The sequence below is a fragment of the Plantibacter flavus genome, from assembly GCF_002024505.1.
In the GTDB taxonomy this organism is placed as follows: domain Bacteria; phylum Actinomycetota; class Actinomycetes; order Actinomycetales; family Microbacteriaceae; genus Plantibacter; species Plantibacter flavus_A.
Genome location: NZ_CP019402.1, coordinates 523372 through 537675 on the forward strand (window position 1 = coordinate 523372; position 14304 = coordinate 537675).

The 14304-nt window shown below is 70.1% G+C and carries 18 protein-coding genes and 1 pseudogene; 12 read left to right on the forward strand and 7 right to left on the reverse strand.

The window, feature by feature from the left end; translation table 11 throughout:
* Window positions 1–65: 65 nt before the first annotated feature.
* Entirely contained in the window at window positions 66–998 is a 933-nt protein-coding gene (locus tag BWO91_RS02400; RefSeq protein WP_079003804.1) for an NADP-dependent oxidoreductase, read from the reverse strand.
* Between the two features lie 91 nt (window positions 999–1089).
* Between BWO91_RS02400 and BWO91_RS02405 the strand changes: the two genes are divergently transcribed.
* Both BWO91_RS02405 and BWO91_RS02410 read left to right on the forward strand, forming a co-directional pair.
* A complete protein-coding gene (locus tag BWO91_RS02405) occupies window positions 1090–1584 on the forward strand; it encodes a MarR family winged helix-turn-helix transcriptional regulator (RefSeq protein WP_079000997.1) in 495 nt (164 codons plus the stop codon).
* A 51-nt stretch (window positions 1585–1635) separates the two neighbouring features.
* Window positions 1636–2010, forward strand: a complete 375-nt coding sequence (locus BWO91_RS02410; protein WP_153303356.1) for a hypothetical protein — start codon at window positions 1636–1638, stop codon at window positions 2008–2010.
* Between the two features lie 29 nt (window positions 2011–2039).
* On the opposite strand, the gene BWO91_RS02415 is transcribed toward BWO91_RS02410, so the two are convergent.
* The gene (locus BWO91_RS02415; protein WP_064295101.1) at window positions 2040–2393 is read right to left on the reverse strand and encodes a MerR family transcriptional regulator; all 354 of its coding nucleotides are present in this window, start codon (window positions 2391–2393) and stop codon (window positions 2040–2042) included.
* Between BWO91_RS02415 and BWO91_RS02420 the strand changes: the two genes are divergently transcribed.
* On the forward strand, window positions 2306–3334 hold the full coding sequence (locus BWO91_RS02420; protein ID WP_430929552.1) for a SulP family inorganic anion transporter: 1029 nt from the start codon (window positions 2306–2308) through the stop codon (window positions 3332–3334). The genes BWO91_RS02415 and BWO91_RS02420 overlap by 88 nt on opposite strands.
* A gap of 30 nt (window positions 3335–3364) precedes the next feature.
* Here the strand turns inward: BWO91_RS02420 and BWO91_RS02425 are convergent, their stop codons facing one another.
* On the reverse strand, window positions 3365–3943 hold the full coding sequence (locus BWO91_RS02425; protein WP_064295082.1) for a TerD family protein: 579 nt from the start codon (window positions 3941–3943) through the stop codon (window positions 3365–3367).
* A gap of 146 nt (window positions 3944–4089) precedes the next feature.
* Here BWO91_RS02425 and BWO91_RS19550 point away from each other — a divergent pair.
* The 4 genes and pseudogenes from BWO91_RS19550 to BWO91_RS02435 all read left to right on the forward strand — a co-directional run.
* Window positions 4090–4194 (forward strand): annotated as a pseudogene (locus BWO91_RS19550) (acyl-CoA desaturase); the annotation flags it as partial.
* Between the two features lie 75 nt (window positions 4195–4269).
* On the forward strand, window positions 4270–4989 hold the full coding sequence (locus BWO91_RS02430; RefSeq protein WP_079001000.1) for a tyrosine-protein phosphatase: 720 nt from the start codon (window positions 4270–4272) through the stop codon (window positions 4987–4989).
* Between the two features lie 101 nt (window positions 4990–5090).
* Complete coding sequence (locus BWO91_RS19895) at window positions 5091–5261, forward strand: hypothetical protein (RefSeq protein WP_167620428.1); 171 nt, start codon at window positions 5091–5093, stop codon at window positions 5259–5261.
* Window positions 5262–5408: 147 nt separating this feature from the next.
* Entirely contained in the window at window positions 5409–6239 is an 831-nt protein-coding gene (locus BWO91_RS02435) for a hypothetical protein (RefSeq protein WP_079001001.1), read from the forward strand.
* 64 nt (window positions 6240–6303) lie between these two features.
* Here BWO91_RS02435 and BWO91_RS02440 read toward each other — a convergent pair whose 3' ends face one another.
* The 3 genes from BWO91_RS02440 to BWO91_RS02450 form a co-directional block, all read right to left on the reverse strand.
* Window positions 6304–6846, reverse strand: a complete 543-nt coding sequence (locus tag BWO91_RS02440; RefSeq protein ID WP_079001003.1) for a GNAT family N-acetyltransferase — start codon at window positions 6844–6846, stop codon at window positions 6304–6306.
* 207 nt (window positions 6847–7053) lie between these two features.
* Entirely contained in the window at window positions 7054–10035 is a 2982-nt protein-coding gene (locus BWO91_RS20400) for a helix-turn-helix transcriptional regulator (protein WP_153303357.1), read from the reverse strand.
* Window positions 10032–10214 (reverse strand): hypothetical protein, encoded by a 183-nt coding sequence (locus tag BWO91_RS02450; protein WP_064295074.1) that lies wholly within the window; start codon window positions 10212–10214, stop codon window positions 10032–10034. Before BWO91_RS02450 ends, BWO91_RS20400 begins: the two co-directional genes overlap by 4 nt.
* Before the next feature lie 203 nt (window positions 10215–10417).
* Between BWO91_RS02450 and BWO91_RS02455 the strand changes: the two genes are divergently transcribed.
* Window positions 10418–10948, forward strand: coding sequence for a hypothetical protein (locus BWO91_RS02455; protein ID WP_079001007.1), 531 nt, complete (start codon window positions 10418–10420; stop codon window positions 10946–10948).
* A gap of 31 nt (window positions 10949–10979) precedes the next feature.
* Here the strand turns inward: BWO91_RS02455 and BWO91_RS02460 are convergent, their stop codons facing one another.
* Entirely contained in the window at window positions 10980–11207 is a 228-nt protein-coding gene (locus BWO91_RS02460) for an RNA-binding S4 domain-containing protein (RefSeq protein WP_064295072.1), read from the reverse strand.
* Between the two features lie 100 nt (window positions 11208–11307).
* Here BWO91_RS02460 and BWO91_RS19555 point away from each other — a divergent pair, with 100 nt between their 5' ends.
* The 4 genes from BWO91_RS19555 (at window position 11308) to BWO91_RS02475 (ending at window position 14292) form a co-directional block, all read left to right on the forward strand.
* The gene (locus BWO91_RS19555; RefSeq protein ID WP_153303358.1) at window positions 11308–11460 is read left to right on the forward strand and encodes a hypothetical protein; all 153 of its coding nucleotides are present in this window, start codon (window positions 11308–11310) and stop codon (window positions 11458–11460) included.
* 208 nt (window positions 11461–11668) lie between these two features.
* Complete coding sequence (locus BWO91_RS02465) at window positions 11669–12148, forward strand: hypothetical protein (RefSeq protein WP_079001009.1); 480 nt, start codon at window positions 11669–11671, stop codon at window positions 12146–12148.
* A gap of 54 nt (window positions 12149–12202) precedes the next feature.
* A complete protein-coding gene (locus tag BWO91_RS02470) occupies window positions 12203–13399 on the forward strand; it encodes a M20/M25/M40 family metallo-hydrolase (protein WP_079001011.1) in 1197 nt (398 codons plus the stop codon).
* The gene (locus BWO91_RS02475) at window positions 13396–14292 is read left to right on the forward strand and encodes an oxidoreductase (protein WP_240555655.1); all 897 of its coding nucleotides are present in this window, start codon (window positions 13396–13398) and stop codon (window positions 14290–14292) included. The genes BWO91_RS02470 and BWO91_RS02475 overlap by 4 nt, the downstream gene beginning before the upstream one ends.
* Window positions 14293–14304 lie beyond the last annotated feature (12 nt).

A 14304-nucleotide genomic window follows, 5' to 3' on the forward strand; every position in this document is an offset into this window, starting at 1 on the left:
TCCGGGGTGACCATCGTCACCTCGGGCGGGATCGCCGTCTGTCCGGTCGCGACGAACCGGGATGATCATGCCGGCAGGACGATCACCTTGCCGGCGATCCGGCCGGCAGCGGCTTCGGCGTGGAGCGCGGGCAGTTCGGCGAGCGGGATCCGTCGCGTCACCTCGACCGTCAGCGATCCGTCGTCGACGAGCGACACGAGGGTCGACAGGCGGTCGCGGTTCGGCAGGACGAAGACCGTCGCCGCGCGGACCTGCCGTGCCTCGTCTCCGGGCGTCGGCATCCACGCGGTGGTGCTCACCACCGCACCGCCGTCGTGGACGAGCCCGACGAGCGCCTCGAACTGCTCGGGGTCGATCGGCGCGAGGTTGAGGAGGACGTCGACGGGTGCCGACACCGCACCGAGGAGGTCGGACGCCGTGTGGTCCACGACCTCGTCCGCTCCGGCGGCCCGCACCGCCGCCTCACTCCGCGGGCTGGCCGTCGCGATGACGTGCACCCCGGCGCGCTTGGCGAGTCGGATCGCGTATTTGCCGACGACCCCGCCGGCGCCGACGATCAGGACGCGCTGACCCGACTCGAGGCCGCCGTCGTCGAACAGCGCCTGCCAGGCGGTCAGGGCGACCGAGGGGAGGGCGGCGGCGTCCGCGAGCGGGATGGTCGTCGGTGCTGCGACGACCGCCTCCGCCGGTGCGACGACGTACTCGGCCGCACCGCCGTCGAGCTCCATCGGGAGGAAGCCGATGACCGCGTCGCCGACGGAGAGTCCCTCGACACCCTCACCGAGCGCGTCGATCGTGCCCGACACGTCGTACCCGGGGACGTGGGGGAGCTGGACCGGGATCGGCAGGAACCCGGCTCGCATGCCGTTGTCGGCCGCGTTGAACGCCGACGCTGCGACGCGGACGCGTACCTGTCCGACGGCAGGAGTCGGCTGCTCGATGTCGCCGTAGTGGAGGACCTCGGGCCCTCCGACCTCGTGGAATTGGACTGCCTGCATGATGCTCTCCTTCGTCAAGTGCTTCGATTTTGAAGCAACTGGCACGACGATAACACTGCTTCGAACTCGAAGCAACACCTAGAATGGACGCATGACCGAAACGCCTGCATCCCTCACTCCGACCGAGCTCGGCGCCTACTTCGCGTTCACCGAGGTGAGCAGCCTCCTGCGTCCGGCGGTCGAGCAGCAGCTCCGCGAGGCGGGGGAGTTGAGCTACGTCCAGTTCCAGTTGCTGGCGCGCCTCGGTGATGCGCCGGACGGTCACCTGCGCATGACGGATCTCGCGGATGGCGTGGTCTACAGCCGTAGCGGGCTCACCTACCAGGCGCAGTTGCTCGAACAGCGGGGACTCATCACCCGCTCGCCGTCACCGGACGACGAACGCAGCACGGTCGTCGCGATCACGACGGCCGGCCGGGACGTGCTCGCCACGGTGTTCCCCGGCCACATCCAGGCCGTCAGGGACCTGCTGTTCGCGCCCCTCGGCGGCGACGACGTCAGCGAGCTCGCCCGCATCCTCGGGCGGGTCAGCGAGCACCTCCGGGCGGCTCCGCCACGCTCGGCGGGTCGCCGTCGGAAGGCGTGATCGCCAGGATCTGGGAAACTCGAAGCTGTTCCTCCTCGGAAGGATTCGGCAATGGCAGCTCCAGAGCGTGAAGTCGGGCCGACCGCGCGCAATCCGATGGTCGTCGCGGGTGGCCTGGCGCTCGTCGCGGCGGCCGCAGTGCTCGTGTTGCAGATCGCCCTTCGACCCCTCGTGACGGATCTTGCGATGCAGGTGTTCGGGACCCTTGATCTGGATGCCCCCGGAGCGGCTGCGCGCGACCGGGTCATGACCTTGGCCCTCGTGCTCTTCACTGCGTTGACGACAGGCAAGAACGCCCTCGCGGGCGCTCGTTCACGCGAGGGTGTCCGTTGGAGGACGTCGGTGTGGCTGCCGGTCGCGGGATACACGTTCGCCGGAGTGTTGACGTGGGTGTTCTCGGTCACCCGAGGCTTCAGTCTGTCTTGAGCGCAGGGCGTCAGGAGCCGGGGGTGTCCTCAGCGGCGGGCTTCGAGGAGTGACACGAACTCGTCCGCCATCGCGAGTTGCTGCTGCAGCTTGGTGCGACGCTCGGCCGCGTCGGTGATGAAGCCGTCGAGGATCGCGCGAGTGTCGTCGTCGGGTGCGGTGTCCATGGCGTCGATCACCCGGAGGAGCTCTGCCATCTCCTCGAGGGAGAAGCCGAGTGGTTTCATGCGCCGGATGAGGATGAGGCGGTCGTAGTCATCCTGCGTGTACAAGCGGAAGCCGCCCTCGGTGCGCGCTGAGGCCGAGACCAGGCCGACGTCGTCGTAGTGCCGCAGCGTGCGGAGCGAGAGTCCGGTGCGCTCGGCCAGTTCGCCGATGTGCATGGTGGTCGGTTCGCTCGTCACGGTCGCCTCACTTCACATCAACCCTTACAGGCGAACTGCCGCGCAGCCTGCCGACCCTGTTCATCCCGAACGTGCCGTTCACGCTGGAGACGTTCGCGATCATCGCGCCGTACGCGGCCGCGATGGCGTTGGTCGGGCTCCTCGAGTCGCTCATGACGGCCAAGCTCGTCGACGATGTCACCGACACCCCGTCGGGCAAGACCCGCGAGTCTCTGGGCCAGGGGATCGCGAACGTGCTCTCGGGGTTCTTCGGTGGCATGGGTGGCTGCGCGATGATCGGCCAGACCATGATCAACGTGAAGGCCTCGGGCGCGCGAACGCGGATCTCGACCTTCCTCGCCGGGGTGTTCCTGCTGGTCCTGGTCGTCGCGCTGGGCGACGTGGTCGCGGTGATCCCCATGGCCGCGCTCGTCGCGGTGATGATCATGGTGTCCGTCGCGACCTTCGACTGGCACAGTGTCAACCCGAGGACCCTGCGCGCCATGCCCCTCGGTGAGACGGTCGTCATGGTGGCCACGGTCGTCGTGGTGGTCCTGACGCACAACCTCGCGATCGGTGTCGTCATCGGTGTGATCGCCGCGATGGTCGTGTTCGCAAGGCGGGTCGCCCACCTCGCCACCGTCGAACGCACGGTCGACCTGTCCGCAGCGACGCCCACCGCCCGGTACACCGTGACCGGGGAGCTGTTCTTCGCCTCCAGCAACGACCTCACGACGCAGTTCGCCTACGCCGACGACCCGGAGCGGATCGTCATCGACCTCTCGCAGTCGCACGTCTGGGACGCGTCGACCGTCGCCGCCCTCGACGCGATCACCACGAAGTACGAGCGTCGCGGGAAGCGGGTCGTCATCGAGGGGATGAACGACGCGAGCACGCGGATCCACGCCCGGCTGGCAGGCAAGCTGACCGGCGGTCACTGACCGCCGGTCGCGCCGGCTCCTGCGTCCGGCTCAGTCGAGCGGGACGCCGAAGTCGCCCGCGATGCCGGCCAGGCCGGTGGTGTAGCCCTGGCCGACGGCACGGAACTTCCACTCCGAGTTGTACCGGTAGATCTCGGCGAACAGCATCGCCGTCTCCTGGGAGGCGTCCTCGGTGAGGTCGTAGCGGACGATCTCCTGCTGATCCTGGTCCATGACCCGGCAGAAGGCGTCGCGGACCTGGCCGAAGTTCTGGCGGCGGTTGTCGGCGTCGTGGATCGAGACCGCGATGACGATGCGCGAGACGTCGGGCTCCACAGCGCGGAGGTCGATCGTGATCTGCTCGTCGTCGCCGTCACCCTCGCCGGTGCGGTTGTCGCCCTGGTGCACGACCGAGCCGTCGGGCGTCGACATCTGGTTGTAGAAGATGAAGTCCGCAGGGGTTCGGATCTTGCCGTTCTCGGCGACGAGGATGGCGGAGGCGTCGAGGTCGAACGCGACGCCGACGGTGGTGCGCGGGTCCCACCCGAGACCGACCGTGGCGATGGTCAGCCCTGGGCTGGTCTTCGTGAGCGAGAGGTTGTTGCCTTTGGAGAGGCTGAGGCCTGCCATGGGTGTGTTCCTTCGAGAGTGCTCGGTGATGTTCGAACCTCCATCCTGCCCTGTTCCGGCTGAGTTTGGAGTGGGTTGTGGAGGATCCGTCAGTCCCCTCGGCCGCAGCGGTGATCGGTGGCGAGCGTCGCGTTCTCGATCGTCCGCTGCTGCGCTCGTACGGGATCGTCATCCGCTACCTCAACCGCGTCGGTCTCGGAGCTCGCGATCCGTTCGCGTGCCCGCTCGTCGCCGAGCTCCGCATACACTGAGCCACCTCACCGACCGCCAGCAAGCGCTAGCTCGCAGTCGGAAGCCGCCCGGTCGGTTCGGGTACGCTCTGCCGGATGCGGAATCTGGACTGGGACGGCCTGCGCAACCTCAGGGATCTCGGCGGTCTGCCGACCGCGCTGTCGTCCACCGACCTGACGGCGCGCGGGCGGATCGCGCGGGGTCCCCGACGCGAGCTGCTCACCGCTGCAGGGTGGGACGCCGCGATGCGATGGGGGCTGCGGTCCGTGGTCGATCTCCGCAGCGCTGATGAGACCGGAGCGCGCGAAAGCGACCCGGGTGTCCGTCCTCCAGCCGAGCTGGTGATCACGCTCGCGCCGACCGAGGATCAGACCGATCCGGAGTTCCGCGCGGTGTGCCTGCCGATCCTCGACTCCCCGGAGTACTGGCCGCACAATGTGCGTATCCTGCCGGAGCTCGTCCGCGGTGCGCTCGAAGCGGTCGCATCATCCGAACCCGGGATCCTGGTGCACTGCGCAGCCGGCAGGGACCGCACCGGCATGATCAGCGCGCTGCTGCTCGCCAACGTCGGCGTCCCCGATGAGGCCATCGTCGACGACTACGCGGCATCGGTGCGTGCCATGGCCGGAACGGCGCCCCACGGCGGCCCGACCCACGACCGCCAGGCGTCGTGGACGTCGGAGCAGGTCGACGCCTTCCTCGACGACGTGACGCCGCACGTGCGAGCCTTCGTCGCCGACGCGGACGGGGTCTTCGACGCCCTGGCTCTCGACGAGGCGGCTCGGGCCGGACTGCGTCGGCTCCTCCTGCCGTGACCGAGCTCCGGCTGGCGCAGAGGCCGTCCTGCTAGGGTCCTGGCTGATCGTCATCCGATCCCGGCAGTCGACATCCCCATCGGAACAGGAACCCAATTCTCGTGCAGAAGTTCGCCGTCGTCATCGTCGTCCTCCTCGTCCTCTGGGCGGTTCTCTCGATCGTCGGGTTCGTGTTGAAGGGCTTGTTCTGGCTCGGGATCATCGGCCTCGTCCTCATCGTGGGGACGATCGCGTTCGGAGCCGTCCAGCGCTCGCTGAACGACCGGCGCTAGGCCGGTACGCGCCAGCAGCGCGTCTGCGTAGACGGCTCCGCAGTGCTGGTCATCCCGGAGACCGGCCTTGCCTCTGGCTCGGGCGCCAGTGCTGCAATGATGTGCGGTGGTGGCCGACAGCTCGGAACAGGAGGACACGCAACAGTGATGCGATTCGACTCGCCGGAAGCGCTCATCGCCGCATTGCTCGACCTCCGGGCGAAGGGCGAGCCGGAACGCGCCTGCGCGCTCGTCCGGGTCGCCCTGGCTGCGCGCGGGCATCAGTTCGCTGAGGACAGCTGGAAGACGTTCTTCGACCCGCAGGAGCCGTTCGCCAACGCGATGTACGACTGTGGCTACGCCCTGTGGGAGCTCGCCTGGCCGGACCGGGACGACGTCGAACCGCAGGCGGCGCTCCTCGCTTTCGAAGCGTCCTCGGCCGCAGGGCTCGATCTCGCCGGGTTCGCCCTGGCGCAGTCGCTCGATTGGGTCGGTGATCCGCGTGCCGAAGCAGCGCTCCGCGACTTCGTATCCCGCCACCCCGACTGGGAGGACCCGAGGCTGTTCGGGATCCTTGGCGGCCTCATCGCGGACCATTACGACGACGAGGAGCACATGGACGAGGCACTCATCTATCTCGACCGTGTCGGGGACAGCGAAGACATCTGGGTGTGTTGGCGCGCGTTGGCTATCGCGAAACTCGGTCATGTGGAGGATGCGGTCGCTCTCCTGCAGGACCAGGTGAGAGCAGACGATCCGGACGCGTTGGCCGTGCTCGGCGACATCCATTGGTGGGCGGACGATGTGGAACGGGCGCAGGAAGCCTATCTCCGGGCGATGGCTGTCGGAGATGCCCGCTCGGCGCGCAGTCTCGGCAACCTGCTCCACACACTCGGCGACGATGCCGCAGCACGACAGGCCTACGAGATCGCGGCAGCGCGCGGCGACGGGTATGCGACCACGCTCCTGCGCGATCCCTCGTGGGAGCTCCCCGGCTGACGGCGGAAGGTCCGCGTCAGGGTCGTCCTCGGCGCTCCTACCCGGCGATGGACGCGGGCCAGGTTCACGGCTCGTCGTCCCAGGGGACCGGCGTCGTCGTGCCCGACTGCACGTCGCTCCGGAGGATCGCGTAGGCGACCGATGCGAGTGGCTGGCCGCCGGCCACTGGCCAGCCCTCGCGGTAGTGGGCCTCCTTCACCCAGCCGGCCCGACGGAAGGCGCGACGCATGGCGACGTTGTCCTCGCGGGTCTGCCCCTCGAGCTTCCGGACGGACGGGAACCGCCCGAAGACCTCGGCGACGATGACCGGCAGGATCGCCGTTCCGATCCCGCGTCCTCGCGCGTCTTCGGCGAGCCGCAGGTCGATCAACGCCGTGTCGTCCTCGAGGTCCTCGAGGGCGACGATTCCCACCACCTCGCCGTCTGCGAGTACCCAACATCCGAAGGCACCGGGCCCGTCGACGATGCCGGAGGTCAGGCGTTCGCGAGCCTCCTCCGCGGTTGGTCGCGGCTGCATGTGGAACGGGAACTCGTGTGCGCTCAGGAACTCGACGAACGCGTCGTCGTCCCGTGGGCGTTCGAGCGGTTGCAGGCTCAACGGTGACATCCGCCCAGTATCGCAAGGTCGCCACGGTGTGTGCCGAGCGGAGGTGAGCTGTCGAACGCGCACGCCTGTCCAAAGAACGCAACGGGCCACGTGCCGTCTCGCCCCGTCGTTACGCTGATGCCCGACAGGACCCTTTCGCCCTGTCGGGGTTCCCGGCCGGCTTCCCCTCGATTCCGGCCGGGGCCCGCTTCACCGCCAGGGCGGACGTCAGGGGCGGTCGGTGCGTCCGGCGTTCGCCGCGAGCAATCCGCTCCCTCCGGCGATCATCGCGGCCTCGGTCCGGGTCGCCGCACCGAGCTTCCGCAGGATGGCCGAGACGTGGACGCTCGCCGTCTTCGCGCTGATGAACAGGCGCTCGCCGATTTGACGGTTGCTCAGGCCTTCCGCGATGAGCTGCAGCACCTGGCGCTCTCGGGCGGTCAACTCGATGGAGCCGCTGGCGCCGCGCGCTCGGGGGCGGCCGTCGAGGTTCAGCGACGCTCGCTCCGCCAACGCCCGCGCACCGTCGAGCACGAGGCCGGCACCGAGCGTCGTCGCCTCGGCGACCGCGATGACGAGCGTGTCCTGCGCGGCAGGACGGTCACCGGCTGCCACGCGCGCCTCTGCCAGTCTGAGCGCCGCGTAGGGCGCGAGCGCGGCCGGTGCGAACGGATGCTCGGCCATCGCGCGAGCCGCCTCCCACGCGCCGACGTCGTTCCCGGTGCCGTCCGGTCCGCCGAGCTCGGCGTCGACTAGCGCGCTCCACAGTGGCGCGGTCGGCCAGAACCGCTCCTCGGCGAGCAGTGCCCTCCAGCGTTCCTCCAGCTGGCGGAGCCGATCGTCGTCGACCCCTGCGAATGGTCCGGACTCCACGTCGAGTGTGCCGGCCGCCAACGCGACACGGACCCGGGCCAGGACGCGCGCCGCGTCCGCAAGCGCCGGCAGGTCGTACGCCGGCATGGGGCGGTGGTCCGGTGCCTCGAACACGCCGACCCCCGCCGGCGACCAGGCCCCGGCGAGGTCGCCGGCAGCCAGCCCGACCTGCATCACGACGCGGGCGACGCCGAACCGCGTCTGCACCTCCAGGCCGGACAGGGAGAGCATCCCCTTCCGCCACCGGCGGTACAGGGTCGCCGCGCTCTCGGCGTCGCCACGCCAGAGCGTGAGCAGGATGAGCGACTGGCGCAGGTACACCGAGAAGGCGAGGGGCGGCTGCAGTGCCAGGGCCCGGTGGACCCGTTCCTCCGCCTCGTCCCAGCGACCGAGCGCCACCAACGGGTCGACCGCGTTCGACGACAAAATGAGCCCCGAACTGCGCTCGACGCCCAGCTCCTTCGCCCGCGCGACGCCTTCCAATGCCGACGCGAGCGCTTCCTCGTAGGAACCGAGCAGGTTCGCCATGTCGGACGCGTTCACCCGGTACCGGAGGAGGGCGCTGCCGTCGCCGTCAGCCAGCGTCTCAGCGGTCGCGAGCATCCTGCTGCCGCTCTCCAGTTCGCCGTGGTGGATGCGCGCGATCCCACCGATGTTCGCCGCGACCGAGGCGTTCCGTGCCGAACCGGTGCGGACGGCCTCCCGGGCGGCCTCGTCGGCGTACTCGATCGCCCGTTCCAGCCGCCCGATGATCATGTGCCGTGCGCCGAGGCTCGTCAGCAGCACACCGCGCAGGTCGCCGGGGGTGCCCGGTGGGACCCGGTCGAGCGCCTCTTCGAGGAGGTCCACCGAGCCCGGTCGCCCGAGGTTGGCGAGGTAGAACGCCTTGTCACGGAGGAGCTTGGCCTGGTCGAGGTCGTCGCGTTCCTCCGGCGTCGCGAGCACCTCGTCGACCATGGCGATCGCCCGGTCCGTCCACCCGGCGTTCCGTAAGGCGCTCGCCGTCCGTCGCATGAGTTCCGAACGCGAGCGCCCGACGAGTGCCGCGGCGTCGGGCACCTGGTCCCAGATCTCCAGGAGACGCTCGCCGAGCTGCGCCTCCGTGCTGTACGCGTATGCAGCGTGAGCCTGCTCCATGGCGCGGACGGTCGCGGGGAAGGCCCGTCCGAAGTCGCGGGCGAGCATCCAGTGGTGCGACACCGCGGCAGCGACCGGCTCACCACCGAAGCCTGCCTCCAGCGCCTCGGCGAACCCCGCATGGAACCGGCTCCGTTCGCCGGGCAGCAGGTCGTCGTGGATCGCCTCCCGGACCAGTGCGTGTCGGAACTCGTACGTGGTCGCGTCCGCGACGAGGACGTTCGACCCGATCGCCTCCCGCACACCGGTGTCGAGGGCGTCGGGGCCGCCTGTGAACACCCGCTCCAGGAGGGTGTGCTCGACACAGACACCACCGGCCGAGATCACGCGCAGCAGCTGTTGGGTCGCGGGCGCGAGCCGCTCGTAGCGCGCCAGCAGGAGCTCGCGCAGGGTGTCGGGGAGTTCGTCGCCATCGCCGTCCCGGTCCACGTCCAGTCCGAGGAGTTCCTCGACGAAGAACGGAACGCCCTCGCTCCGTGCGTACACGCTGTCGATCGAGACCGTGTCGAGGGAACTTCCGCGGATCGCGATCGCCTGGCGGAGCACGTCGCTGCGGCTCAACCGTTCGAGGGTGTGCCGCTCGACGCGCCTCGTGCGATCGAGCTCGGCGAGGAAGCCGCGCAGGGGGTGCCCGCGGGAGACGTCCTCGCTTCGGAAGGTGAGCACGACCATCACGCGGGCATCGGAGAGCACGCGCACGAGGAAGGCCAGCAGGCTGAGGGTCGCACCGTCGGCCCAGTGGACGTCCTCGATGGCGACGACGACGGGCTGCTGACGTGACAGCGCCTCGAGGAGCACCGCGACGGTCTCGTGGAGCCGCCCGACGCCGCCGTCCCGGTGGTCCTGCGCGTCGGGGCCGAGCGATGGCAGCAGCGTCGCGAGGGAGGCTTTGCCCGGACCCGCAGCCTCCAGCACCGCGTCGCGCCCGCGCTGCGCGACGAGGTCCTTCATGAGGCCGAGGACCGGTGCATAGGGCGCGGCGACGTCACCGAGGTCCACGCACTGGCCCGTGATGACGAGTGCCGACGACCGGACCGACCGCGTGAACTCGGTGAGCAGGCGCGTCTTGCCGATGCCGGCCTCGCCGCTCAGGACCACACTGCGTGACTCGCCCGTGGCGACGGCGTCGAACACGCCCTGGAGCGCTCGAAGATCGGAGGCGCGCCCGATCATCGTCGGGCTGGTGGTGGGCAGGCTCACCACTCCATGGTCCCACCCTCGTCACGATCGGCAGCGGCGTCCGCGAGTCGCCGCTGCTCCTCCAGTCGTCGTTCCCGGCGGCGACGTTCCCGCTCGAGATCCCGCTGGAGTTCCTGCTCGATGAACCGTCTCGTCTCGACGGACGTGAACGGGCTGTGACTCGCGCTCGTGATCAACATGGCTCCTCCGCTGCGCACGGGGTCGGTGTCCGTGCTCGACCACTCACGTTCCTCGCTGAGGCCCGTGTCCTACCTCGGGCAACTGCCCTAGATGGCCGGGACCGGCGCGGTCGGAGCTGCCGTCGACCTGGGGAGTCCTCCCCATCGTCCGACGCGGCCGGTGGACGGCCGGATCGGACGAGATCCGCAGTGACACGATCCAGGTGGGCGAGACGCTCGAGATCCGGGTCCGCGACCAGACCGGCGAGGTCACGCTCGAGGCGCCGGCCGGCCCGGACTTCTGGCAGTGGTTCTGGGCGGTGACGATGTCACTCCTCACCGCACTGCTCGCCTGGTGGTCCGTCATCGCGGTGCGCAACAGCATCCGACTGCTCGCGTTCCGCCCCGGAACCCGGCAGCCGGACGTCGTGTTCGCATTGAGTGGGGCGGTGCCGCGCGCGACGGGCCGCAACGGTCGACGACAGGTCCTGGAGCTCACGGGCCGGATCGAGTCGAGCTCCGACGGGCTCCGGGTCGGTGAACCGGCGACGCTCACCGTACCGGCGAGTCACACGGCCGCCGTGTCCGGCTTCCCGCCACGGATCCCCGGCTACCGGGTGAGCCAGCGGGCGACGGAGGACGGGATCGTCGTCGTGCACCTGCCCGAATCCGACGTGTGGTGGGCGGCCACGCTGACGTTCCCCTCGACCCTCCAGTCGGGCGGGGTCGCAGGGTCGGCGACCACCTCGGGCTGAGCGTTCGGGTCGGTGTCCAGGTACCGGACGTTCAGGGGCGGACGCGGACGCTGCGCCCCTCGAGGGAGACGACGTCGTCGAGCTGCAACTGCCGGCCGCGTCGGCGATCGATCTCGCCGTTGACCCGCACCGCGCCGTCGGCGATCGCCGCTTTCACGTCTCCGCCGGAGTCGAGCAGACCGGCGAACTTCAAGAACTGCCCGAGTCGGATGCCCTCGCCGCCGATCGGGACATCGGTGATCTGTGTCGGGTTCGTCATCCCCGAATGCTAACAAGGATGCGGTGGCTGGACCGGGGGACAGGATGTGGTTGTACCCTCAGCGGTACCGGGCCATCGTGGCTCGCAAAGGAGCACCATCATGGGCGAGAAGTCCGCACGGAAAGAAGGCGGCAAGACCGCACCGGCGAAGACGCTGAAGGAGAAGCGCACCGCCAAGGCCGACAAGAAGGCCGGTAACGCGCGTTCGGAGAACACCGACGCGGTCACGCGGGTCAAGAACCGCTCGTCCTGATCAGCGGCCCGTCGCGGTCGGTGATGCGCTCAGGCGTCTGTCCCCTCACGGAGACGGGCGCCTGTTCTGGTCTTCACCCTCGCCGCGATCCGCCCGGGTGTCGACCTCGACCGGCAAGCGGTGGGGAGCAGTCCCCATTGAGCCGCCGTCGTGGTGTGCCCCAATCTGGACCCTGAGAACAACAACCGTCGATCAGGGGGACATCACCATGGGGTACACATACCGGCAGCGCATCATCCGCACCTCGGCAGCAGCCTTGGCCGTTCCCGCACTGCTGCTCCTGAGCGCATGTGGAAGCTCGGGCGGCGAGATCGGCGATGAGGTCCGGATCTCCGAAGGGACGATGACGGTCACGGGGATCGAGCAGCGGACCGCGGAGGACGTCGCCGCGCTCGAACTCGACGAGCTCGCCGGCCAGACGCCCTACTTCGTGACGTACGAGGTGGCCTTCAACGACGGCTCGGAGGGCGACCTCGACGAGAACTTCTGGAAGGCCAAGGCGTCGGACGGTGAGGCGTCGCCCATCAACGTCCTCAACTTCGGTGGGGATTTCGACTGCACCGGTCTCGGCGAGGTGTCCGACGGCAAGGCGGAAGGGTGCCAGCTCATCATGGTGCCGGAGGGTGCGACGCTCGAGTCGGTGTCCTTCGGTGGAGCGGGCACGTGGCGCGCACCGCAGGCGGAGTGACGCCGAGGCCCTGACCGCTCACGCGCGGGCCGGGCATCCCGCTATCGTCGTGGCATGTCCGACCTCAGCCCCGGCGACGACGCGCTCGAGCTCGCCCGCCTGCTCATCTCGATCGACTCCGTCAGTCCGAGCCTCGTCCCAGGGGCTCCCGGAGAAGGGCGGATCGCGGCGGTGATCGCGCAGCGACTCGAGGGCGCCGGCTTCGTGGTCGACCTCGTTCCCGCGCCGGAGGACCCGCAGCGCGTCAGCGTCGTGGCCGTGCACGCGGGATCGCAGCCGGGGCCGACGGTCGTGTTCAACGGCCATCTCGACACCGTCGGGGTCGAGGGCATGGCCGATCCCTTCACCCCGCGGATCGCGGACGGCCGGCTCTTCGGGCGCGGTGCCAGCGACATGAAGGCCGGCCTGGCCGGGCTGATCGTCGCCGCAGAACGACTCGCCGCGACCGACCACCCCGGCGCGGTCGTCTTCACGGGCGTCGCCGACGAGGAGGACGCGAGCGTGGGGGCCGCTGCCGTCCTCCGACACCTCGCCGATCGTGGTGTGACGGCGGACGTGTGCCTCATCGCCGAGCCCACCTGGTTGGACCGGGTGTCGGCGCATCGGGGGTACGCGGTCGTCGAGGTCACGCTGCAGGGGACGGCCGCGCACTCGTCACAGCCTGGTCTGGCCGTCGATGCGATCCGCGCTGTCAGCGCGCTGCTGCAGGAGGTGGAGCGGGCCGACGACGAGATTCATCGGCGACCGGCGCACCCGTTGCTCGACCACGGTTCGTTCACCACGACGGTCGCCAGGGCAGGGAGCGCCCCGTTCACGATCGCAGCCGGCGCCACCCTCGTCATCGAACGACGCACCCTGCCGGGTGAACGCGCTGAGGACGCGCTGGTCGAGGTCCAGGCGATGCTCGAAGCGGTCGCAGCCCGGATGCCCGGCCTCCGCACGGGCGCCCGGCTGACCCATCAGCGCGAGGCCTGGGAGGCCGACGAGCACGGGGCGGCTGCGCGGTTCGCCGACGTCCTCGCCGCCGAGCTCTCTCGGGGCGCCGAGGCCCTACCGTCGGCGGTCGGAGCGCCGTATTGGATGGAGTCGGCGCTGTGGCAGGCGGCCGGGATCCCGACCGTCGTGTGCGGCCCCGCGGGCGGCGGACTGCACGCTGCGGAGGAGTGGGTCGACCTCGACCAGCTCCGGCGGTTCCCGGAAGCGGTCATGGCTGCGACCCGCGACGCGCTGTCCGGATCGGGCGCGGCGTGACGCCCGCGGGACCCGACCGCATCGCGGTGATCGGGCCGGGCGCGATCGGAACCGTGGTCGCCGCAGCGCTCCACGAACAGGGACGGACGCCGTTCATCGCGGGGCGGTCGAAGCGGGCGGAACTCCAGCTCCAGGTCGACGATGAGACGGTGACGGTCCCCGGCCCGGTCCACACCGACCCGGCGGAGTCCCCAGGTACCGCGGCCCTCGTCTTCCTGGCGGTCAAGGCCACCCAGACGGCTGCCGCTGCCGACTGGCTCGCCGCGCTGTGCGGCCCGGACACGGTCGTGTGCGTCCTGCAGAACGGCGTCGAGCAACGCGAGATGGTGGAGCCACTCGTCCGGGAGGGAACGGTCGTCCCCGCGGTCGTGTGGTTCCCGGCCACCCGTGAGCCCGGCGGTCCGGTCACCCTGTTGAGCCCGCCGCGCCTGTCCCTGCCGGAGACACCTGGTGCCCTCGTCGTCGAGGACGCGTTGCGAGGCTCCCGCTGCGCCGTCGAGGTCTCGACCGACTTCACGACCCTCGCCTGGCGGAAGCTGCTGCAGAACGCGGCCGCCGGACTCATGGCGCTGACCGGACGCCGATCGGGCATGTACCGGCGCGACGACATCGGCCGCTTGATGCTCGGCTACCTCGAGGAAAGCGCCGCCGTTGCGCGCGCGGAGGGTGCGCGGTTGACCGACGACGAACCTCGGCGGCTCCTCGACCAGTTCCGTGCCGCTCCGGTCGACCGTGGGACGTCGATCCTCGCCGACCGCGAACAGAGGCGACCGCTCGAATGGGACGTCCGCAACGCGGTGATCCAGCGGCGGGGGAGCGCGCACGGCATCCCCACGCCGATCAGCGACATCGTCGTGCCGTTGCTCGCCGCGGCGAGCGATGGGCCGGGCTGAGCCACGACAGCA